This window comes from Paenibacillus sp. FSL K6-1217, from assembly GCF_045040735.1.
Classification (GTDB): Bacteria; Bacillota; Bacilli; order Paenibacillales; family Paenibacillaceae; genus Paenibacillus_AQ.
The window spans coordinates 6388787-6404790 of sequence record NZ_CP150271.1; the positions used below are offsets into that span (position 1 = coordinate 6388787).

General features: G+C 53.0%; 16 protein-coding genes. 11 read left to right on the forward strand and 5 right to left on the reverse strand.

The window, feature by feature from the left end; translation table 11 throughout:
- Position 1: 1 nt before the first annotated feature.
- Complete coding sequence (locus MHH28_RS28100) at positions 2-601, reverse strand: hypothetical protein (protein ID WP_405107857.1); 600 nt, start codon at positions 599-601, stop codon at positions 2-4.
- 256 nt (positions 602-857) lie between these two features.
- Between MHH28_RS28100 and MHH28_RS28105 the strand changes: the two genes are divergently transcribed.
- From MHH28_RS28105 to MHH28_RS28135, 7 genes are all read left to right on the forward strand, one after another.
- Positions 858-1763: a L,D-transpeptidase family protein gene (locus tag MHH28_RS28105; protein WP_405107860.1), complete on the forward strand. Its 906-nt coding sequence runs from the start codon at positions 858-860 to the stop codon at positions 1761-1763.
- Positions 1764-2120: 357 nt separating this feature from the next.
- Positions 2121-2483 (forward strand): hypothetical protein, encoded by a 363-nt coding sequence (locus MHH28_RS28110; protein WP_405107863.1) that lies wholly within the window; start codon positions 2121-2123, stop codon positions 2481-2483.
- Positions 2484-2505: 22 nt separating this feature from the next.
- Positions 2506-2817 carry a hypothetical protein gene (locus MHH28_RS28115; protein ID WP_405107866.1) on the forward strand — a complete coding sequence of 104 codons (312 nt, stop codon included), beginning with the start codon at positions 2506-2508 and terminating at the stop codon, positions 2815-2817.
- A 116-nt stretch (positions 2818-2933) separates the two neighbouring features.
- Entirely contained in the window at positions 2934-3686 is a 753-nt protein-coding gene (locus tag MHH28_RS28120; protein ID WP_405107869.1) for a DUF4309 domain-containing protein, read from the forward strand.
- Positions 3687-3938: 252 nt separating this feature from the next.
- Complete coding sequence (locus tag MHH28_RS28125) at positions 3939-5093, forward strand: winged helix-turn-helix domain-containing protein (protein ID WP_405107872.1); 1155 nt, start codon at positions 3939-3941, stop codon at positions 5091-5093.
- A 79-nt stretch (positions 5094-5172) separates the two neighbouring features.
- Positions 5173-6453: an MFS transporter gene (locus MHH28_RS28130; RefSeq protein WP_405107874.1), complete on the forward strand. Its 1281-nt coding sequence runs from the start codon at positions 5173-5175 to the stop codon at positions 6451-6453.
- Positions 6454-6473: 20 nt separating this feature from the next.
- Complete coding sequence (locus MHH28_RS28135) at positions 6474-7043, forward strand: histidine phosphatase family protein (RefSeq protein ID WP_405107877.1); 570 nt, start codon at positions 6474-6476, stop codon at positions 7041-7043.
- 437 nt (positions 7044-7480) lie between these two features.
- Here the strand turns inward: MHH28_RS28135 and MHH28_RS28140 are convergent, their stop codons facing one another.
- Positions 7481-7789, reverse strand: coding sequence for a Dabb family protein (locus tag MHH28_RS28140; RefSeq protein WP_405107880.1), 309 nt, complete (start codon positions 7787-7789; stop codon positions 7481-7483).
- A 165-nt stretch (positions 7790-7954) separates the two neighbouring features.
- Here MHH28_RS28140 and MHH28_RS28145 point away from each other — a divergent pair, with 165 nt between their 5' ends.
- Entirely contained in the window at positions 7955-8803 is an 849-nt protein-coding gene (locus MHH28_RS28145) for a helix-turn-helix transcriptional regulator (RefSeq protein WP_405107883.1), read from the forward strand.
- 233 nt (positions 8804-9036) lie between these two features.
- On the opposite strand, the gene MHH28_RS28150 is transcribed toward MHH28_RS28145, so the two are convergent.
- From MHH28_RS28150 to MHH28_RS28160, 3 genes are all read right to left on the reverse strand, one after another.
- Positions 9037-9810, reverse strand: a complete 774-nt coding sequence (locus tag MHH28_RS28150) for a TatD family hydrolase (protein WP_405107884.1) — start codon at positions 9808-9810, stop codon at positions 9037-9039.
- 30 nt (positions 9811-9840) lie between these two features.
- Complete coding sequence (locus MHH28_RS28155; protein ID WP_405107887.1) at positions 9841-10962, reverse strand: stalk domain-containing protein; 1122 nt, start codon at positions 10960-10962, stop codon at positions 9841-9843.
- A gap of 187 nt (positions 10963-11149) precedes the next feature.
- Complete coding sequence (locus MHH28_RS28160; protein ID WP_405107890.1) at positions 11150-11725, reverse strand: TetR/AcrR family transcriptional regulator; 576 nt, start codon at positions 11723-11725, stop codon at positions 11150-11152.
- Positions 11726-11875: 150 nt separating this feature from the next.
- On the opposite strand from MHH28_RS28160, the gene MHH28_RS28165 reads away from it, so the two are divergent.
- The 3 genes from MHH28_RS28165 (at position 11876) to alr (ending at position 15906) form a co-directional block, all read left to right on the forward strand.
- A complete protein-coding gene (locus MHH28_RS28165; RefSeq protein WP_405107894.1) occupies positions 11876-13096 on the forward strand; it encodes an MFS transporter in 1221 nt (406 codons plus the stop codon).
- A gap of 365 nt (positions 13097-13461) precedes the next feature.
- On the forward strand, positions 13462-14544 hold the full coding sequence (locus MHH28_RS28170) for a LolA family protein (RefSeq protein WP_405107897.1): 1083 nt from the start codon (positions 13462-13464) through the stop codon (positions 14542-14544).
- A gap of 180 nt (positions 14545-14724) precedes the next feature.
- On the forward strand, positions 14725-15906 hold the full coding sequence (gene alr, locus MHH28_RS28175) for an alanine racemase (protein ID WP_405107900.1): 1182 nt from the start codon (positions 14725-14727) through the stop codon (positions 15904-15906).
- The last annotated feature ends 98 nt before the right edge of the window (positions 15907-16004 follow it).

Here is a 16004-nt window from a genome sequence, read left to right on the forward strand (position 1 = left end):
CTTACTGGAAGCTTCGTCCCTGGTTCATTGGAGAGTTATAGGAGGAGCCTCCAGACATCGGTGTATGCATCGGTGTGTGCATCGGCTGGTGGTTGATCCCTGCGTTGATCGGGCTGTGCAGTGAGTTCACCGGCTGGCTGCTTGAAGTGAAGGACGGGCTGAACGATGAGTTATAACCTGCGCCCATTCCGCCCATACCTGTGCTCATTGCTCCCATACCTGTGCTCATTCCGCCCATATTAGAGTTCTGATTCACGGAGTTGAAGCCTTGAATGCCTGTACCAAAGCTCTGGTGCTCCGGATTCATTCTATGAATATCATTGGTATTGAAGCCGGGAGTCTGCGGGAACTGCTCCATCGCTCTGACCGACTGCGAGATCTGCTGCAGCTGCTGCATCGCGGTCTGATGGCCCTGAAGCGCCTGCTGGATCATCTGAATGGCCTTGCTGTTATGCTGGCTAAGCTCCTGGAGCTTGGCGGCATCCTGCTGCTCCTGCTGAAGAAGCTGCTGGTAATTCTGCGTTCCCTGCTGAGTTTGTGCCATCAACTGCTGAACGATTTGCTCGCATTCCCGGATCTGTGCAGATGAGTTGGTATTCAAAATTTTTGGCCTCCTTGATATGGGTGTTATGGTCATGCGGGCTTATTATCTCTGATGGGCTTGCCTAATATTCATGGTCCTGCGGGGACGGGAGACGCTTCGCACGGAACGGTTACAATTCTGCAAACGTTGCGTCAACCCGGGCGGGACAAGTTGATAAGAATAGGTACAGGCTGCTCTGCAACTATTGCGGCAAATGAACGTCTATGTAGAAAAGACAATCCAGGATCATCCATTACCCGGAGGTGGGGCAACCATGAATCAGCAGGAACAGGCTAACCGGATTCGAACGTATTTCCCGAAAAGTATCGCACTTACACTGGTATTTATTATGCTTTTGACCGCATGCTTCACAGGATCGGCGCAAGCGGCATCATCGTCCTCAGATCTGATCATCGTGAACAAAAAAACGAACAAACTGGCTTATTACAGCGATGGCAAGCTGGTGAAGATCTTCCCGGTCGCTACCGGCAAGACGAAGAGCCTGACGCCTGAAGGCAGCTTCCGGATGGTAGTCAAAATCAAGAACAGACCCTATTACAAGGATAAGATTCCCGGAGGCGATCCGGCCAATCCGTTGGGGGACCGCTGGCTGGGGCTGGAGGTAAATGATACTTACGGCACGACCTATGCCATTCACGGCAACAACAATGAATCTTCTATCGGTAAATATGTCAGCGCCGGATGCATCCGGATGCACAATGACGATATTCACTGGCTGTATCCGAAGATTAAGAAGAATACCCGGGTAATCATTACAACCTCCGGGCTTGAGATGGCGGGCATTGCCGAGAAGAACGGCTACCGGCTGGGGTCTACGATGATTGCGGGAGCTTTTGTCAAGGGCGGGAAGAAGCTGCCGGTGAAGAATTCCTTCCTGCTGGAGGATTCGCGGGTGTATATTCCACTGAGTGAATCCGTGAAGCTGCTGGGCGGAAGCCTGATGCAGGAGGCGGGAACCGGAGCGCTCATCATCACAGTAGGCAAGAATACCGCCGTTCACAAACCGCTCAGCACGAAGGCAAAAGTGAACGGCAAAACAGTAGAGATGCTTGCCTCCAAAAGTATAGACGGCCGCCTGTACATTCCGCTGGGCAGCCTAACGCCGCTGTTCGGCCTGCCGTTCACCTGGAATGCCGAAGAGGGAGCAGTAAAGCTGTAACGTAGCAGGACGCTGCGCTAGCTAAGGATTATCCAACCCATATGCCGCCATACACTGCGGCTCCAGAAGCCAGCCGATCTCGTTGATGGGCTGGCTTCAGTTTTAAGCGGGGAAGAGGAGTAACAGGATACAAAGAGAATGTAAGTAAGAGAGTGGTTCTATTCAGATCTGCCAAGGGAGGGACTGAAGATTAGAGTACGGATTATAGGCGGCTGCGGGAGCGGAAAGACATATATCGCCCGAAAATTAGCTCAAAGTTACGGAATTCCGTGCTATGAAACGGATAATTTTGTCTGGGATCGCAGGGACAATACCAAGAACTCCCCGGAGATACGGGATGCCAAGCTCGCGGAAGCTATGGATACGGAATCGTGGATTATAGAAGGCGTACACTACAAATGGGGAACGGACAGCTTCCGGCAAGCGGATCTGATTTTTCTGATTCAGCCTAAGGCTTATGTACAGGATGCACGGGTTATCAGCAGGTTCATGAAGACTAGGCTGGGGCTGGAGCAGGGAAATTATAAGCAGTCGTTCAAGTATCTCCGGGTCATGCTGCTGGAATGGAACCGCAGCTTCAGGAGGGAGAGTATTCCTGCGATTATGGCATTAACCGAAGAGTATCAGGCTAAGCGGATCATCGTGCAGCATAATCTTGAGATTTTGCAGCATGTGGGCAGGGTTGTGCAGGCAAAGCGGGCGCTGGAAACTCGTAATTAAATTCACTCAATAGGAGGACATTATGGGTAAAATGGCAACGTTTATTGTAGAGATGCTGCGGATGTTAATTCTGCTGGTGCTTACGCTGCTTGTGCTGGGGGGCGTGGAGCAGTGGGTATTCAAAATGTCATATGGAGAGGAAGGCTTCCTGTACACTGCCATGCCCGGTAATCTGCTGGTGTTCTTTGTGATGTACCGCAACTATTGGCAGTTCAAGGGCTGGTACCATTCGGAGAAGAACCGGAAGCTGAAGACGGGGTGGACCCGGGGGCTGCTTGCCGCTGCACTGCTGCTGATTCTGCTGCCGCTGGTTGTGCCGGAGTTACAGACATGATGGATTTCCCTTAACTTTAAGTTCATGCTATATAGCAACCTTTGTTACCATCCCGGCGTCAGAGGGGTACAGTTTAGACAAAAGAGGATGTTACCCATAACGAAGGAGATGGCATCATGATTACAACATTCAGAGCAAGCGTCGGCATTCTTATCCTTGGGGCGATGCTCAGCCTTACAGCCTGTAATTCCGGCAAAACGGAACCATCGTCAAGCAATACGGCTGCTGCTACAGCAACTGTGCAGCCCGGGGATAGCACTTCATCGGCAGCAGAAGGTGCGCAGGTAAGCGAATCGGATACAGATAACGGCGCTGCTGAGGGAGCAGAGCCGGTAACTGCTGACCCTGGAGCCGCCGCCGGAGCCACTACAGAGTCTACGGTCACTGAGGCTGCCGGGGCTGAAGCGGATACCGTGGCTCCCGCCACCCCGCAGGAGCGGAGCAAACAGCTGAAGGAACTGCTGGAGCTAGCCAAGCAGGGCAAGGTGCCCGGCGTCGAATATGCTGCGCATAGCGGGATGATCGATGAGGTAGAAGCAGCCTGGGGAGAACCGGATCTGAAGGAGTCGGCCGGTAAGGGAGTCTATTCCACCTACTCCAAGAGGAGTGTGGTATTTGGTTTTAACAAGGGGATGAAGATTTTTGATGTGCGCTCGAGCGCCCCGGATCTGCGTAACCTGACACTGGAGCAGATTGAAGAAGTGCTCGGGAAGCCGGATGCCACCACCGTGAATGGCGAGCATAACATCTATATTTATCAGGCCAACAAGCAGTATCAGCTCAAATTCATCATCCCGGAATCCACCGGGACTGTGGATCACATCTCCGTGTTCTCGGAGCAGGATTCCATTAATAATATGGCTGGGTAGTCAGCTCAGAGCATCTTAGAGTAACTATGCATCCCCTTGCAGCGACAACTGCAGGGGGATTGTTCCGTTTACAGGCATGTAATCGAAAAACCGATCACAATGGGACCGAAGGCGGCGCGTAGGCCAAATGTAATCGAAAAATCGCTGGTGCGTGAGCCAGGCCGCCTTAACCAGTTGCGAGTACTTAAATAAAGTCAACGCATGATGTATACTTTCTCTTATGAAAGAAATCAGAAGAAATGAGGCACGGCCATGCATCTGGAGCTGATCGCAAGTGAATATAAGGTATCCGCCGGAGGATTAACGGTAGAACTGCTGCCCAAGGAGTTCGCACTGCTGCAGTTTCTGTACCGTAACCGGGGGCGGACCTTCAGCCGGGAGCAGCTGCTGGATAAAGTATGGCCGATGGAGTATCCGGTGGAGCGGACGGTGGACGACCATATCTACAGGCTGCGCAAGAAGCTGAGGCCGTTAGGCGGGATCGACATTAAGACGATCCGCGGCTTCGGCTACAGTCTGACTATTCCCGGTAGTCTGGAGGGTGTGGCGGTGAATCCGGCAACGCATGACTCTGGGCTGCGGGAAACCATGCGCGAGGTCTTCTCGAAATTCCATGTGTACGGCCAGGGCAAATCGATGCTGACTTTGGCCCGCCAGCAGGACATCCTTGGCTATGAGCTGGACCCGCATTATGCGATGGTTGTTCATTTCGTACAGGGAGATCTGGAGTGGCTGATTCATACGGACGAGATTCCGCTGAAGGACCGGCTCTTTTACCTCAATTTGTTCTACTTCTTCACTGGCAATCCCAAGGAGAAGGTGGAATACGCCGAGCGCCTCATAGAGCGGAGTCTGCTGAACGCCCCTGAACAGCTGGAACTGGAGATTCTGACGATGCTGGATCTGTATACCCTGGCCGGCCGGCCGCAGCAGGCGCTGGAACGCCTGAAACGCACCTATCAGGTTATCGCAGGACCCGGGTTCGAGAACTTCATACCCGTCACGATGATTACGGAGCTGTTCATCCATCTTGTCGGGGGTGCCGGAGATGAAGAGCTGGAACGGCTGGATGAAGCCGTCAGCAAGATCTTGCGGGATAAGCCATTTTTGCGTGAGATTGGCAGCTATAAGGTGGTAAAAGGACTTTGGGCGCTGCGGCGGGAACAATGGGCAGAGGGGGACAAGCTGATCCAGGAGGGATTGCAGGTGATGGATATGTCGGGATTCGTGCCGCTGCGGCTATATTCGATCTACCGGATTCATCATTTCTGCCGCATGTTCCTGGCGGGAAGCTCCTTGGACCGCAAATATGAGAAACTGTTCATTACGGGGCTTGAAGCCTGCGGCCTGCCCCGGCTGGAGCAGACGCTTGAGGATCTGCTGCTGGGGCTGCCGGAAGCCCTCTGATATTTCTCTGACAATCCTCAGTTATCTTAAGATCATAGATGGATCATCTAAGATTACAGATAATCTGGAGGAATGTGAGATGGAGCTTTCAACCAAGCAGGGAACAAGCCTGCTGCATAACAAAACGTACATGCGGGTTTACACCGCATTCGCCACCGCCAGCTTCGGCGACTGGTTCGACGCGATAGCCATTCAGGTGCTGGTCGGCTACCGCTGGCAGGCCAGCCCGCTGATGCTGGCGCTCATACCGGTAGCGCTGGCACTGCCGAGCATTCTGCTCGGCTCGGTTGCCGGCGCGGCCGCCGACCGAATGAACAAGCTGAAGCTGATGCGTACCTGCGACCTGCTGACCGCGCTCTTGACCCTACTGGTGCTGTTCGCGCCGAGTATGGTCTGGCTGCTGCCGCTGCTGGCCCTGCGTTCCGCGCTGTCCACGCTGAATATGCCGGCCCAGCAGTCTCTGACCCGCAGTCTCGTGAGAGAAGACCAGTTGCTGCAAGCCTCATCACTCAACGGACTGGTCAACCAGGGCTCCAAAATCGCAGGTCCCTTGCTCGGAGGTCTGGCGCTCGCCTTCCTTACGCCGCAGTGGTGTATCCTGCTGAATGCCTTGCTGCGCGGCTGCTCCTATCTGTTGTTGTTGTCGATCAAAGATAACCGCACTGATGAAGCAGACAGTAAGCAGTCTGAAGCGCATGAAGGCAAAATTCCGCTTCTTACAATGTGGCGGGAAGGCTGGAGCTTTCTGCTGCGCAGCCGGCTGCTGCTGACCGCGATGTTATTCGGACTCGCCGGTGCACTGGTCATTCAGGTGGTTGATTTTCAGTTCACCAGTCTGTTCCGGATCTTCGCCCCGGAGCGGGAAGCGCTGCTGGGCTGGATGGTTGCCGCCACGGGAGCAGGAGCCGTGCTGATCATTCTGGTTCTGAACAAGCTGAGATCCGAAGACGGGTATGGCTGGAAGCTGGGCTTGGGGTATGTGCTGATTGGCGGGGCGATTGCGGCGCTGGGCCTGCTTCAGCCGGGGGCGTCAATTCTGTGGGTGCTGCTCATCGGCTTTGTGCTGGGGATCGGCAACGGCATGTTTATGGTGACGTTCAATTATTGTCTGCAAAAAGAAACCCCGCCGCACATGACCGGCCGAATCTTCGGCATTCAGAACACTGTACTCAGCGCGGTGCTGATTGTAGCGCCTCTGCTGGGCGGTGTGCTGGTTCAGTATGCGGGTCCGGCCCGTATATTTGTCAACATTGGTTTGCTGCTGTTGATTCTGGGGGGAGCGGGGCTGCTGCTTCAGCGCCAGCTCTGGCCGGTGGCAAGCAAGACGGCTGAGAGCGCCGTCCAGGGAGCGGTGCAATAGTAGAGACACAGGAGGAACGTATGACAACAACTTATATCTACATGGTAAGACACGGGGATTCCCTGCGGACCGGGGTGGATGAATGGACGCGCGGCCTGTCGCCCAAGGGGAAAGAGGATGCCCTGCGGGTCATGGAATGCCTGAAGGATGAAGGGATAGATGCGTTGTACAGCAGCCCGTATATCCGGGCGGTCGATACGATTGCGGATTTGGCGGATAAGCTTGAGCAGGAAATCATTCTGATCGATGATCTGAGAGAAAAGGTCTGGATGGAGGGTAACGAGCAGCTATCTGACGAAGACTTATACCAAGAACTCCAAAAGATGTACACTAATCCGGATTATGCCCTGCCGGGCGGGGAATCGAACCGGGAATGCCAGGCGCGGGCAGTGAAGGCGCTGCAGGACATTCTGCGGACCCATGAAGGGAAAAGAGTGGCCATTGGAACCCATGGTATGGTGATGTCCTTGATGCTGGGCCATTATTCCCCGGAATATGGTCTGGACTTCTTATTGCAGACGACCAAGCCGGATATTTATGTCATGGAGTTCAAAGAAGATGAAACATCTGTCCGGCGGATGCTTCTGTAAGATAAGGGGTAGAATAGTTATCGTTATTACAATAAAATGGTAAAATGAAGTGAGGAGTACAAGGAGGTCAGTATGAAAAATCCATTATTTCGAAGCTTAATTGTTGGACTAATATTTGCATGTGTTTATTCTGCCGTTCAGATTATCCGTGGGATGTATGTAACAAAGAACTATGTTCCAGACATTGTAGATAGGTATACGACGGTGGATTATTTGCAACACAAAATCACATTCGGGTATGAATATAGTCCATTAGGGAGAGTAATTGAATTCTCTGGTTTAATGCTACTTGGAATAATGGTCTACTTTACTTGGAGATTTTTGAGAATAGTCACTACTAAAAAGTGATAGTCATTACGCTAAAAGGTGACAATAACACAATAAATCCAAGAAGGCAGCCGACTCACGAGATCGGCTGCCTCTTTAGCTTATCTTGATCAGCTGGCCCCAAACGGATAATCAATAACGATGATTCCTTCAACAAATGGGCCTATGGATTGCAATAAATTTTGATGTAGCGGATGTTGAATGTAGTCCCGGCAAGCCTGCTGATTCTCAAAAGTAACTCTGATCCCCAGCGTAAACCCCTGTGTGTGCTCGATTTCCTCCGTTACGTTAATCCCCGAGCTAAGATCTACGATACCTGGAATTTCCCCCTTAAAATCATGCGCGCGTCTAACAGCGTCTTCTTGCTCTGCAATAGAAACATCAGGCTTAAATTTCAATAGCACCATATGCTCAAACATCTTAATCCCCCCAAGACTAATGTAAACTTGTCCTATCCATTCTTGCTCTTCTCCTATGGAGGACATAGACTAGTGTACATGAGCCTAACGAGGTTAGGGAGATATCTGGTTATCGTAGGATTGGGAATCCTACGTTCAAGAATAGATAGGAGGCATGAGGAGATTATGGGGGACAGACTGGACCGTTACGGGGAATTGTCTCGTTTTTTGCGCTTACGCCGTGAACGAATGACTCCTAAGCAAGCGGGTTTGCCGGAATCCGGACGCAGACGTACACCCGGACTTCGCCGCAGTGAGGTAGCCCTGCTGGCAGATGTAGGGTTGGATTGGTACACCTACTTGGAACAAGGGCGTCCTATCAACGTATCCGCTGACGTACTTGACCGAATATCAGAAGTGCTTCGGTTAGATGAAGCAGAACGCAGGCATCTGTACCATCTGGCTCGGAAGCAATTTCCCTTGATCAATACTCATCAACCCTCCAAGGTAACAGCGGAACTTCAACGTTTTTTGGATAGCCAAACTCTGTCACCTTCAAATGTCATGGATGCGCATATGAATATCATTGCCTGGAATGAAGCCTACTGTGCAATGAATGGGGATCTCGCGGCTATGTCGGAGAGTGAACGGAATTTCGTCTGGATGACGTTTACTTCTGCCCGTTTTCGCTACGTTAAGGGAGAGCAATGGGAAATGCATGCCAGGCGAATCGTTGCTACTTTCCATGCCAGATATGCGCGACACGGCGAAGACCCTTGGTGGTCTGAGCAGTTCGAGGCACTGTCCAAGGTTAGCAGTGAGTTTCGTGAATTTTGGGACTCTCATGAGATTCTCGATGCCATAGATGCTCCGAAGACGCTGCATTGTCCGAATCTCGGGAAATTGAATTTCGATCTTGTATCGTTTCAGTATTTGAACGACTCAAATTTGATCGTATCCATCCATGTTCCTCATCAAGACGGCACGGTGGAAAAAATGCAGCAGCTGTTAATTGATTATCGGGACCAGCGTTAAGGGCCCTAAGGGCAATTGGATTAGTTTGGTCGAAGCTAACATTCAGGGCTAGTTGTATTATGTACATTTAAAAACAGTCAAAAGGAAGGATTTCCACTTCTAACTGTAGTTGTACAACTAAATCTGCCCGAGTAGGTGAGCTCCCGGATAATGAGGCAGTTTAAATGTATGAATACACTTAAGCATTTCGCCTGCACTTTAATCAGGTCTGATGCTGTACTTAAGTAGAGTGGCTAGCCATATAGCCCATAGAATCGTTTTGTGTTGGCCGTCAGCAGGGCCTGGGCCTCTGGAACGGAATATCCATGCAGCGCCCCCCAGGCGGCGGCGACGTCATGCACCATGGCCGGATGGGTGGACCGCCCGGCGAAGGGACCTTCGAATGGCCAGGGGCCATCCGTCTCCGCCATGACCAGCTCCGGCGGATAGCGGCGTGCCAGCTCCTGAATCTCCGGTTCGTAGAGGAGGTCGGGAGTGAAGGAGATGAAGTAACCGCGGCTAATCATCCGCTCAACGGTAGCAGCAGGGCCCTTGAACCAGTGGAAGTGGGCCTGTGTAAGGCCATGCCGCTCAAGCAAATCGCAGACGGTCCATGCATCCTCGTAGACAGCATGCAGCACGACCGGCATGGCTAATTGGGCGGCAAGCCCGAGAAGTCTGTCAAGAAGCGCGAGATAGGGTTCCATCTCCCAGGCCCCGCCGCGTGCGATAGCTTCCGCCCGGGAGTAGTAGGGAAGGCCGATTTCACCAATAGCGGCCATACTATCCGCATGGTCAGTAATCCATTTCAGCAGCGCGTCCAGCTCATCCTCTGCAGGCAGCGGCTGCTCGGGATGGAAGCCGTAAGCCGGCTTCACCAGGCCGGGATATCTGGCTGCGAGCTCCCGGGTGCGCTTGCTGGAAGCGAGGTTCATGGAGACCGCGATCAGGGCCTCAATGCCTTGATCCTTCAGCCCCGCCAGCATGTGCTCCTCATATTGGTCAAGATGAATATGGGCATCAATCATTTGCAAGCCCCTCCTTCCGGCAACGGATGATTACTCCACAATGGCTTCACCCCGTTCATCCGGCTCAAAAGCAATAGACCCCAGCTCCATCCCCGCCTTGCCTGCCTTATATTCCAGCTTCAGGGTACCGACACTCTCGGTCATGCCGACCATTAAGCTGGTATCTGCGAGCAGCTTGTTATTCTCTACTGAGTAGTAGGTTACTGCGCCAATGGCCGCTTTGCTGCCGAAATACTTCAGGCCGTCCTCAGCGCGGTCCGGGAGTCTGAGCGTCACCTTGGACGGCTTGAGTCCTGTAAGCTCAAGCTTCAGCAGGACGTCCTTTTGATCCAGCACAATACTGGAGGAGACTGCTGCACGGGCGGCCTCGTCCGCAGCAGGCACGGAGAGCTCCTTTCCCTGCTCCGGCTTCACGACATGAACCTCCTGTGCAACCAGCGAGGTACCGGTGCCCAGGGTGAACACAACCGTAGCTTCCGGTTTGCCGTCCGAATCTACATCGGCATAGAAGAGCTGAGGGGGGTGCGAGTAGTCTCTGGATACGGTCCAGTTGAAGCGCTGCTGTTTCCCGTTCACTTCAAGAATGAATCCTTTGTAGGTATTGCCGTCCTTGAGCGCAGCGTACAGCTTCACCTTGGAATTATTCTCTGCAACGGCAAGGGGAGCTGCGGGGACTCTGACGGTTGTGCTAAGACTGCCCGGCGTAATGGTAACCCGGCTTCCTCCCGTTGTCAGTTCTGTAACAGCTCCCGTAAGGGAATCCAACGTAGCTGCCGCGATGTATACACGGCCTGCCTTCAGCAGCACAGGAGAGTCCAGATCCTCTTGGTATCCTCCGTCCGTTTGCGTATAAGTCACTTGCATGGAAGCGCTGCCGGGCGTAAGAATCGTCTTATCCCAGCCTGTGGATAGGGTAAGCTGCTTGAGGTTGTTATTCCATTGCAGCGTTATCGGGTAGTATTCCAGCAGCGCGCGGGCAGGTACGTATAATGTGCCGCCTGAAAGGAAGGGGGGAGTCCCGTGGAGAACGGCTTGTCCGTCCACAGCAAGGGATAGGGGAGCAGCAGCAGAATGAGCAATCTCTATGGATGAACCCGCCGCATGGCCTGCGAGGAGCAGGGCAATAGCGGCAGCGGTAATTAATTTTTTCATAAGATAACCTCCGGAGTCTGGAAATTCCAATCTCTTGTATTATAAATGAAAAACTCCGCCTGCGGGTCACGTTCTGTTAACAAAGATAAGACAAGCCTGTTACAGCCCTAGCTCAGTATTGCCCATCCCGCATTGTGCCTGGACAAATGCAAATTCCCATATCTTATATAGTAGTCTTGCAGGAGTCTCAAGCTTCAAGCGCCTGAAGGGCAAGCAGCACCAGGGATCTGACAGAGTCTGCGCTCATGTCGCCACCGGTCAGCAGCAGACGGTAAAAAATAGGGCCATAGATCAAGTCGATACAACTTCCGATATCGAGTCCCTGCTTCAGCTCCCCCCGGGCGATCCCCCGTTCAAAAAGCTTCCGGGCTTCCTCGCGGCGCGGGCCGAAATACCTGCTCCGGTATGCCTCCGCCAGTCCGGCATCGGATTGCCCTTCACCGATCAGCTCTGTAATGACTTTACCTTCCCGGCTGGTGAGGAACTGCGCGAGCGTCCCCGCATGAATTAGAATGTCCTCCTTGGCGGAACCGGTATCGGGGATCGGAAGTCTGGCGTTAGCAGCGTATAGATAACCGTCCATCACCACCGCCGCTTTATTCGGCCACCATTTATAGATCGTTGCCTTACTGACCTGGGCATGCTCCGCAATCTTCTCCACGGTAACTGCGCCGAAGCCGGTCTCCAGCAATAATTCATATGAAGCGTTCAGAATAGCGTTCTTGGCCTCGGTGTTGCGCGGGCGTCCTCTTTTTTTCTCCATGGTGATTCCTCCTATAAGAATGAACTCAACTATAATGGAGTATAACATAAAATTGCCTATTTACAATACTGAACGTTTAGTATATTATTTGTTCATAAGAATTAATGTACTTAGCGTTCAGTATTTAAAAAATGGAAGGTGGAGTTTCAAATGAAGGCTGAAGTTCCTGTGCAACAACAAACAGTATCCCCTGTTATCCAAAAGGCGGTCCCCGGCTGGATCACATTTCTGCTGGCCGTATCCTGTGGACTGATCGTGGCGAATCTCTATTATACCCAGACGCTGGTTGGGCCGATCGGGCAGGCGATTCATCTGTCGGCCGGAGCGACAGGGCTAATCGTTACGCTGACGCAGATCGGTTACGTAGCCGGACTGCTGTTCATTGTCCCGCTCAGCGATATTATTGAGAACCGCCGGCTGACTGTGATGTCGCTGATTCTGGTTGTGGCCGCCCTGGCGCTGTCCGTCCTGGCACCGAATGCACCGCTGTTCCTGGCCGCCTCCTTGCTGATCGGTCTGGGCTCGGTAGCAGCGCAGGTCCTGGTCCCCTATGCCTCTTATCTGGCCACAGAGGAAGATCGCGGCCGCGTAGTAGGCAATGTAATGAGCGGACTGCTGCTGGGCATTATGTTCGCCCGCCCGGTTGCCAGCTTCATAGCCGGACTCTGGGGCTGGCAGTCCATCTTCATAGTCTCGGCTGTCGTGACTGCGCTGTTGACACTGCTGCTAGCCCGTGTCCTGCCCGCCCGGAAGCCCGCTCCCGGCTTGAGATACGGACAATTGCTCCGCTCTCTGGGCACATTGCTCATGCATACGCCGGTGCTGCGGCGCCGCGCCTTATACCAAGCGAGCCTGTTCGGTGCCTTCAGTCTGTTCTGGACAACAGTTCCCATGTACTTGTCGGACTACTATCATCTCTCCCAGCAGGGTATCGCCCTGTTTGCCCTGGCTGGTGTAGGCGGAGCGGTTGCCGCTCCAATTGCGGGACGACTGGCTGACAAGGGCTGGACCCGGCTGCTGACCGGTGTTGGCATTTCGCTGGCCGCGGTATCCTTTATTTTGGCTTATGTGCTCCGGGATGATTCCAATCTTACCCTCGGTCTGCTGGTGCTGACAGCGATTCTGCTCGATATGAGCGTGTCCGGCAATCTGGTCTTGGGACAACGGGCGATCTACTCACTGGGCAATGAGACCCGGGGGCGGCTGAACGGCTTGTTCATGGCGATCTTCTTCATTGGAGGAGCGGTGGGATCATCCCTCGGGGGCTGGGCGTATGCTTACGGCGGCTGGAGTCTGACAACCCTGATCGGGCTGGCACTTCCGGTGCTGGCGCTGATCTACTTTTTGACCGAGAAGAAGGAGCATGCTTGAGAAAAGCAAACATGGCGTTCAGCAATAATCCGCATAGCCAGTAATTCCTATAAAAACTACAGTAGGCAGAGGAGCTTTTATCCTCTTGGAATAACAGCGTCCACAAGAATAATCAGAGCATCAGACTGCAACCCCGGAGCGTGGCGGGGAGTGCGGGCTGGTGCTTTTTGAAATGGTGTTTCTACTATATAAAAGGAAATAAGAGGAACCATACATAGATTGTTAGATTCGGGGGGGACAGGAGCGGTTCACGGCCGGTTGAATACTTCTCTTCAAGCTTGTCATGCCCGTCTGCATATTGAGGCCAAGTCCCTCATAGACATGTACTAATCAATGCATTCAAAACAGGTTAAGGGGATGATGTCATGCGCCGGATAACATGGGTACTCGCGATCATTATGAGCGTGGCCTTAGTATTGGCGGGGTGCGGGAAGAAGGATGCCGCCTCTGTGGTCAAGGATCTGAATCAAGTGTCTGACAAGCTGGAGAGCAAGCAGGGAGCTTATCAGGGCTCAGGCACGATGACCTTGTACACCGGGGAGCAGCCGCAGGATTACAAGGTGGAGGTATGGTACAAGAATCCTTCGTATTACCGGATCAGCCTGTCGAATGTCCAGAAGGATGTGAGACAGATTGTGCTGCGCAATGATGAGGGTGTCTTCGTACTGACCCCGAGCCTTGGCAAAAGCTTCCGCTTCCAGAGCGACTGGCCGGACAGCCAGGGTCAGGTATATCTGTATCAGACACTGCTGAAGGGGATTGTCTCCGATAACAACCGTCAGTTCGTGGAGGACGGGAATAATTATGTGTTCGAGGTCGCGGCGAACTATCAGAGCAGCGCGCTGGTCCGCCAGAAGATCTGGCTGGACAAAAAGACCTATGAGCCGAAGCAGGTGCAGGTATCGGATTCCGAAGCCAAGGTTGTAGTGAATGTGACCTTCGACAACTTCAAGTTCGATCCGGAATTCACTGCAGATTCCTTCGATATGCAGAAGAATATGGCCGCAGGAAGCCCTTCCGAGAACACGATGGCGGAAGTGGATCAAGAAGGCAATCCGGTGGTCTCTGAAGACGGCGGACAGACCGGTGAGCCGGTTACGGCAGAGATGGGCGACTTCGGGATCATTGAACCGGATTATATTCCGGCAGGCGTGAAGCTGAAGGACACCAACAAGATTGAAGGCAGCAAGGATCATGCGGTGCTGATCCGCTATGACGGCGTCTACCAGTATACGATTATGGAAGCCCGGCCGCTGGACCGTGCGGTATCGCTGGCTCCCGGAACACTGATCGATCTGGGCTTCACCGCAGGCCTGCTTAGCGGGGATGAGCAGCAGACACTGACCTGGATGAGCCAAGGTGTAGAGTACCGGATTACAAGCGCAAATCTGCCAGTTACGGAAATGATGCAAATAGCCGCTTCTATGGAGGAACAATCGGGTAAATAAAAATCAGTGGGCGGATACTGCGCAAGGTGGGAATCATTCCTCTACCCGCGGTATCCGTTTTTTGCCTACATCTGCCCACATTGACAGCGGCCTTCACGAGCATTACCATTGGCAGTAAGACTTCTGATCTGTGCGAACGAGGCAGAGATGTTTTACTACAATGTAAGAAGGTGACCTGAAGTGAAGGCAAGCTATCGGCCGACAGCAGCCGAGATTAACCTGGATGATTTGCGTGCCAATTACGAGGCCTTTCGCGGCGTATTGCCGCAGGAGACCAAGTTCATGGGATGCGTCAAAGGAAATGCGTATGGACATGGAGCTGTGGAAGTGACGCGGGAGCTGGAGCGGCTTGGAGCCGACTACGTCAGTGTTGCTTTTCTCGATGAGGCATTGGAGCTGCGTCAGGCGGGAATACTACTTCCTATCCTGGTGCTGGGCTACACCTCACCGGAAGGCATTGCCGTAGCCTGGGAGAACAATATTACCGTCACACTGTTCACACCGGAGGTACTGGACGCCGTAAGAGCGCTTCCTGTAGAGAAGGAACACCGGCTGAAGGTACACATCAAGATTGACAGCGGAATGGGAAGGCTGGGATTATTGCCGGAGAATGCGCCTGCATTCATCGCTGATGTGCATTCTGTGGCACAGGCGGAGCTGGAGGGCATGTTCACCCATTTTGCCAGAGCAGACGAGCACAACAAAAGCTATACACTTATGCAGCACCGACGGTTCATGAACGTGGCGGAGGCGCTTCGGGACATGGACATTACCATCCCGATCATACATACGGGCAATAGCGCTACGGCCATTGATACACCTCTACTATCCATTAACATGGTGCGTGTAGGCATAAGCTTGTACGGATTCTACCCCTCGGCTGAGGTGAACCGCGAGCTGGTGGCTCTACACCCGGTAATGACGCTGAAGACGCAGGCAGTATATGTCAAAACCCTGCCGCCTGACTCAGGCATCAGCTACGGCACCCGGTACTTCACGGCTGGCGATGAGATCATCGCTACGCTCCCCGTGGGGTATGCTGACGGATATTCCCGCATGCTAACAGGCAAAGCGGAGGTGCTAATACGCGGACGCCGCGTTCCAATCGTCGGAACCATCTGCATGGACCAGTGTATGGTATCACTCAAATCTTTCGCTCTAGAAGCGGAACAAATCAAAGCAGGCGAAGAGGTTGTACTCATCGGCCGCCAGGGCACCGAGTCGATCACGGCAGATGAACTGGCGCTCCATTTAGGGACGATCCACTACGAAGTAATCTGTATGCTGGCTCACCGGGTACCGCGCGTGTATGTACGCCAAGGTATGCTACCTAACCTCGTCAATCCCTTGCTGCAAGCCTAATACCCTGACCATGTACCTGGTACGGGAACTGAATATAAGGAACGTACCGTATAGAGCTTGTGACTTATAGTCTATACGAACCGCCATTTCTAGTTTAT

Bases quoted from the DNA above. Each gene is read 5' to 3' on its own strand.
- MHH28_RS28105 (WP_405107860.1), top strand. From the start codon at position 858: ATGAATCAGCAGGAACAGGCTAACCGGATTCGAACGTATTTCCCGAAA.
- MHH28_RS28110 (WP_405107863.1), top strand. From the start codon at position 2,121: ATGGATACGGAATCGTGGATTATAGAAGGCGTACACTACAAATGGGGA.
- MHH28_RS28115 (WP_405107866.1), top strand. From the start codon at position 2,506: ATGGGTAAAATGGCAACGTTTATTGTAGAGATGCTGCGGATGTTAATT.
- MHH28_RS28120 (WP_405107869.1), top strand. From the start codon at position 2,934: ATGATTACAACATTCAGAGCAAGCGTCGGCATTCTTATCCTTGGGGCG.
- MHH28_RS28125 (WP_405107872.1), top strand. From the start codon at position 3,939: ATGCATCTGGAGCTGATCGCAAGTGAATATAAGGTATCCGCCGGAGGA.
- MHH28_RS28130 (WP_405107874.1), top strand. From the start codon at position 5,173: ATGGAGCTTTCAACCAAGCAGGGAACAAGCCTGCTGCATAACAAAACG.
- MHH28_RS28135 (WP_405107877.1), top strand. From the start codon at position 6,474: ATGACAACAACTTATATCTACATGGTAAGACACGGGGATTCCCTGCGG.
- MHH28_RS28140 (WP_405107880.1), bottom strand. From the start codon at position 7,789: ATGTTTGAGCATATGGTGCTATTGAAATTTAAGCCTGATGTTTCTATT.
- MHH28_RS28145 (WP_405107883.1), top strand. From the start codon at position 7,955: ATGGGGGACAGACTGGACCGTTACGGGGAATTGTCTCGTTTTTTGCGC.
- MHH28_RS28150 (WP_405107884.1), bottom strand. From the start codon at position 9,810: ATGATTGATGCCCATATTCATCTTGACCAATATGAGGAGCACATGCTG.
- MHH28_RS28155 (WP_405107887.1), bottom strand. From the start codon at position 10,962: ATGAAAAAATTAATTACCGCTGCCGCTATTGCCCTGCTCCTCGCAGGC.
- MHH28_RS28160 (WP_405107890.1), bottom strand. From the start codon at position 11,725: ATGGAGAAAAAAAGAGGACGCCCGCGCAACACCGAGGCCAAGAACGCT.
- MHH28_RS28165 (WP_405107894.1), top strand. From the start codon at position 11,876: ATGAAGGCTGAAGTTCCTGTGCAACAACAAACAGTATCCCCTGTTATC.
- MHH28_RS28170 (WP_405107897.1), top strand. From the start codon at position 13,462: ATGCGCCGGATAACATGGGTACTCGCGATCATTATGAGCGTGGCCTTA.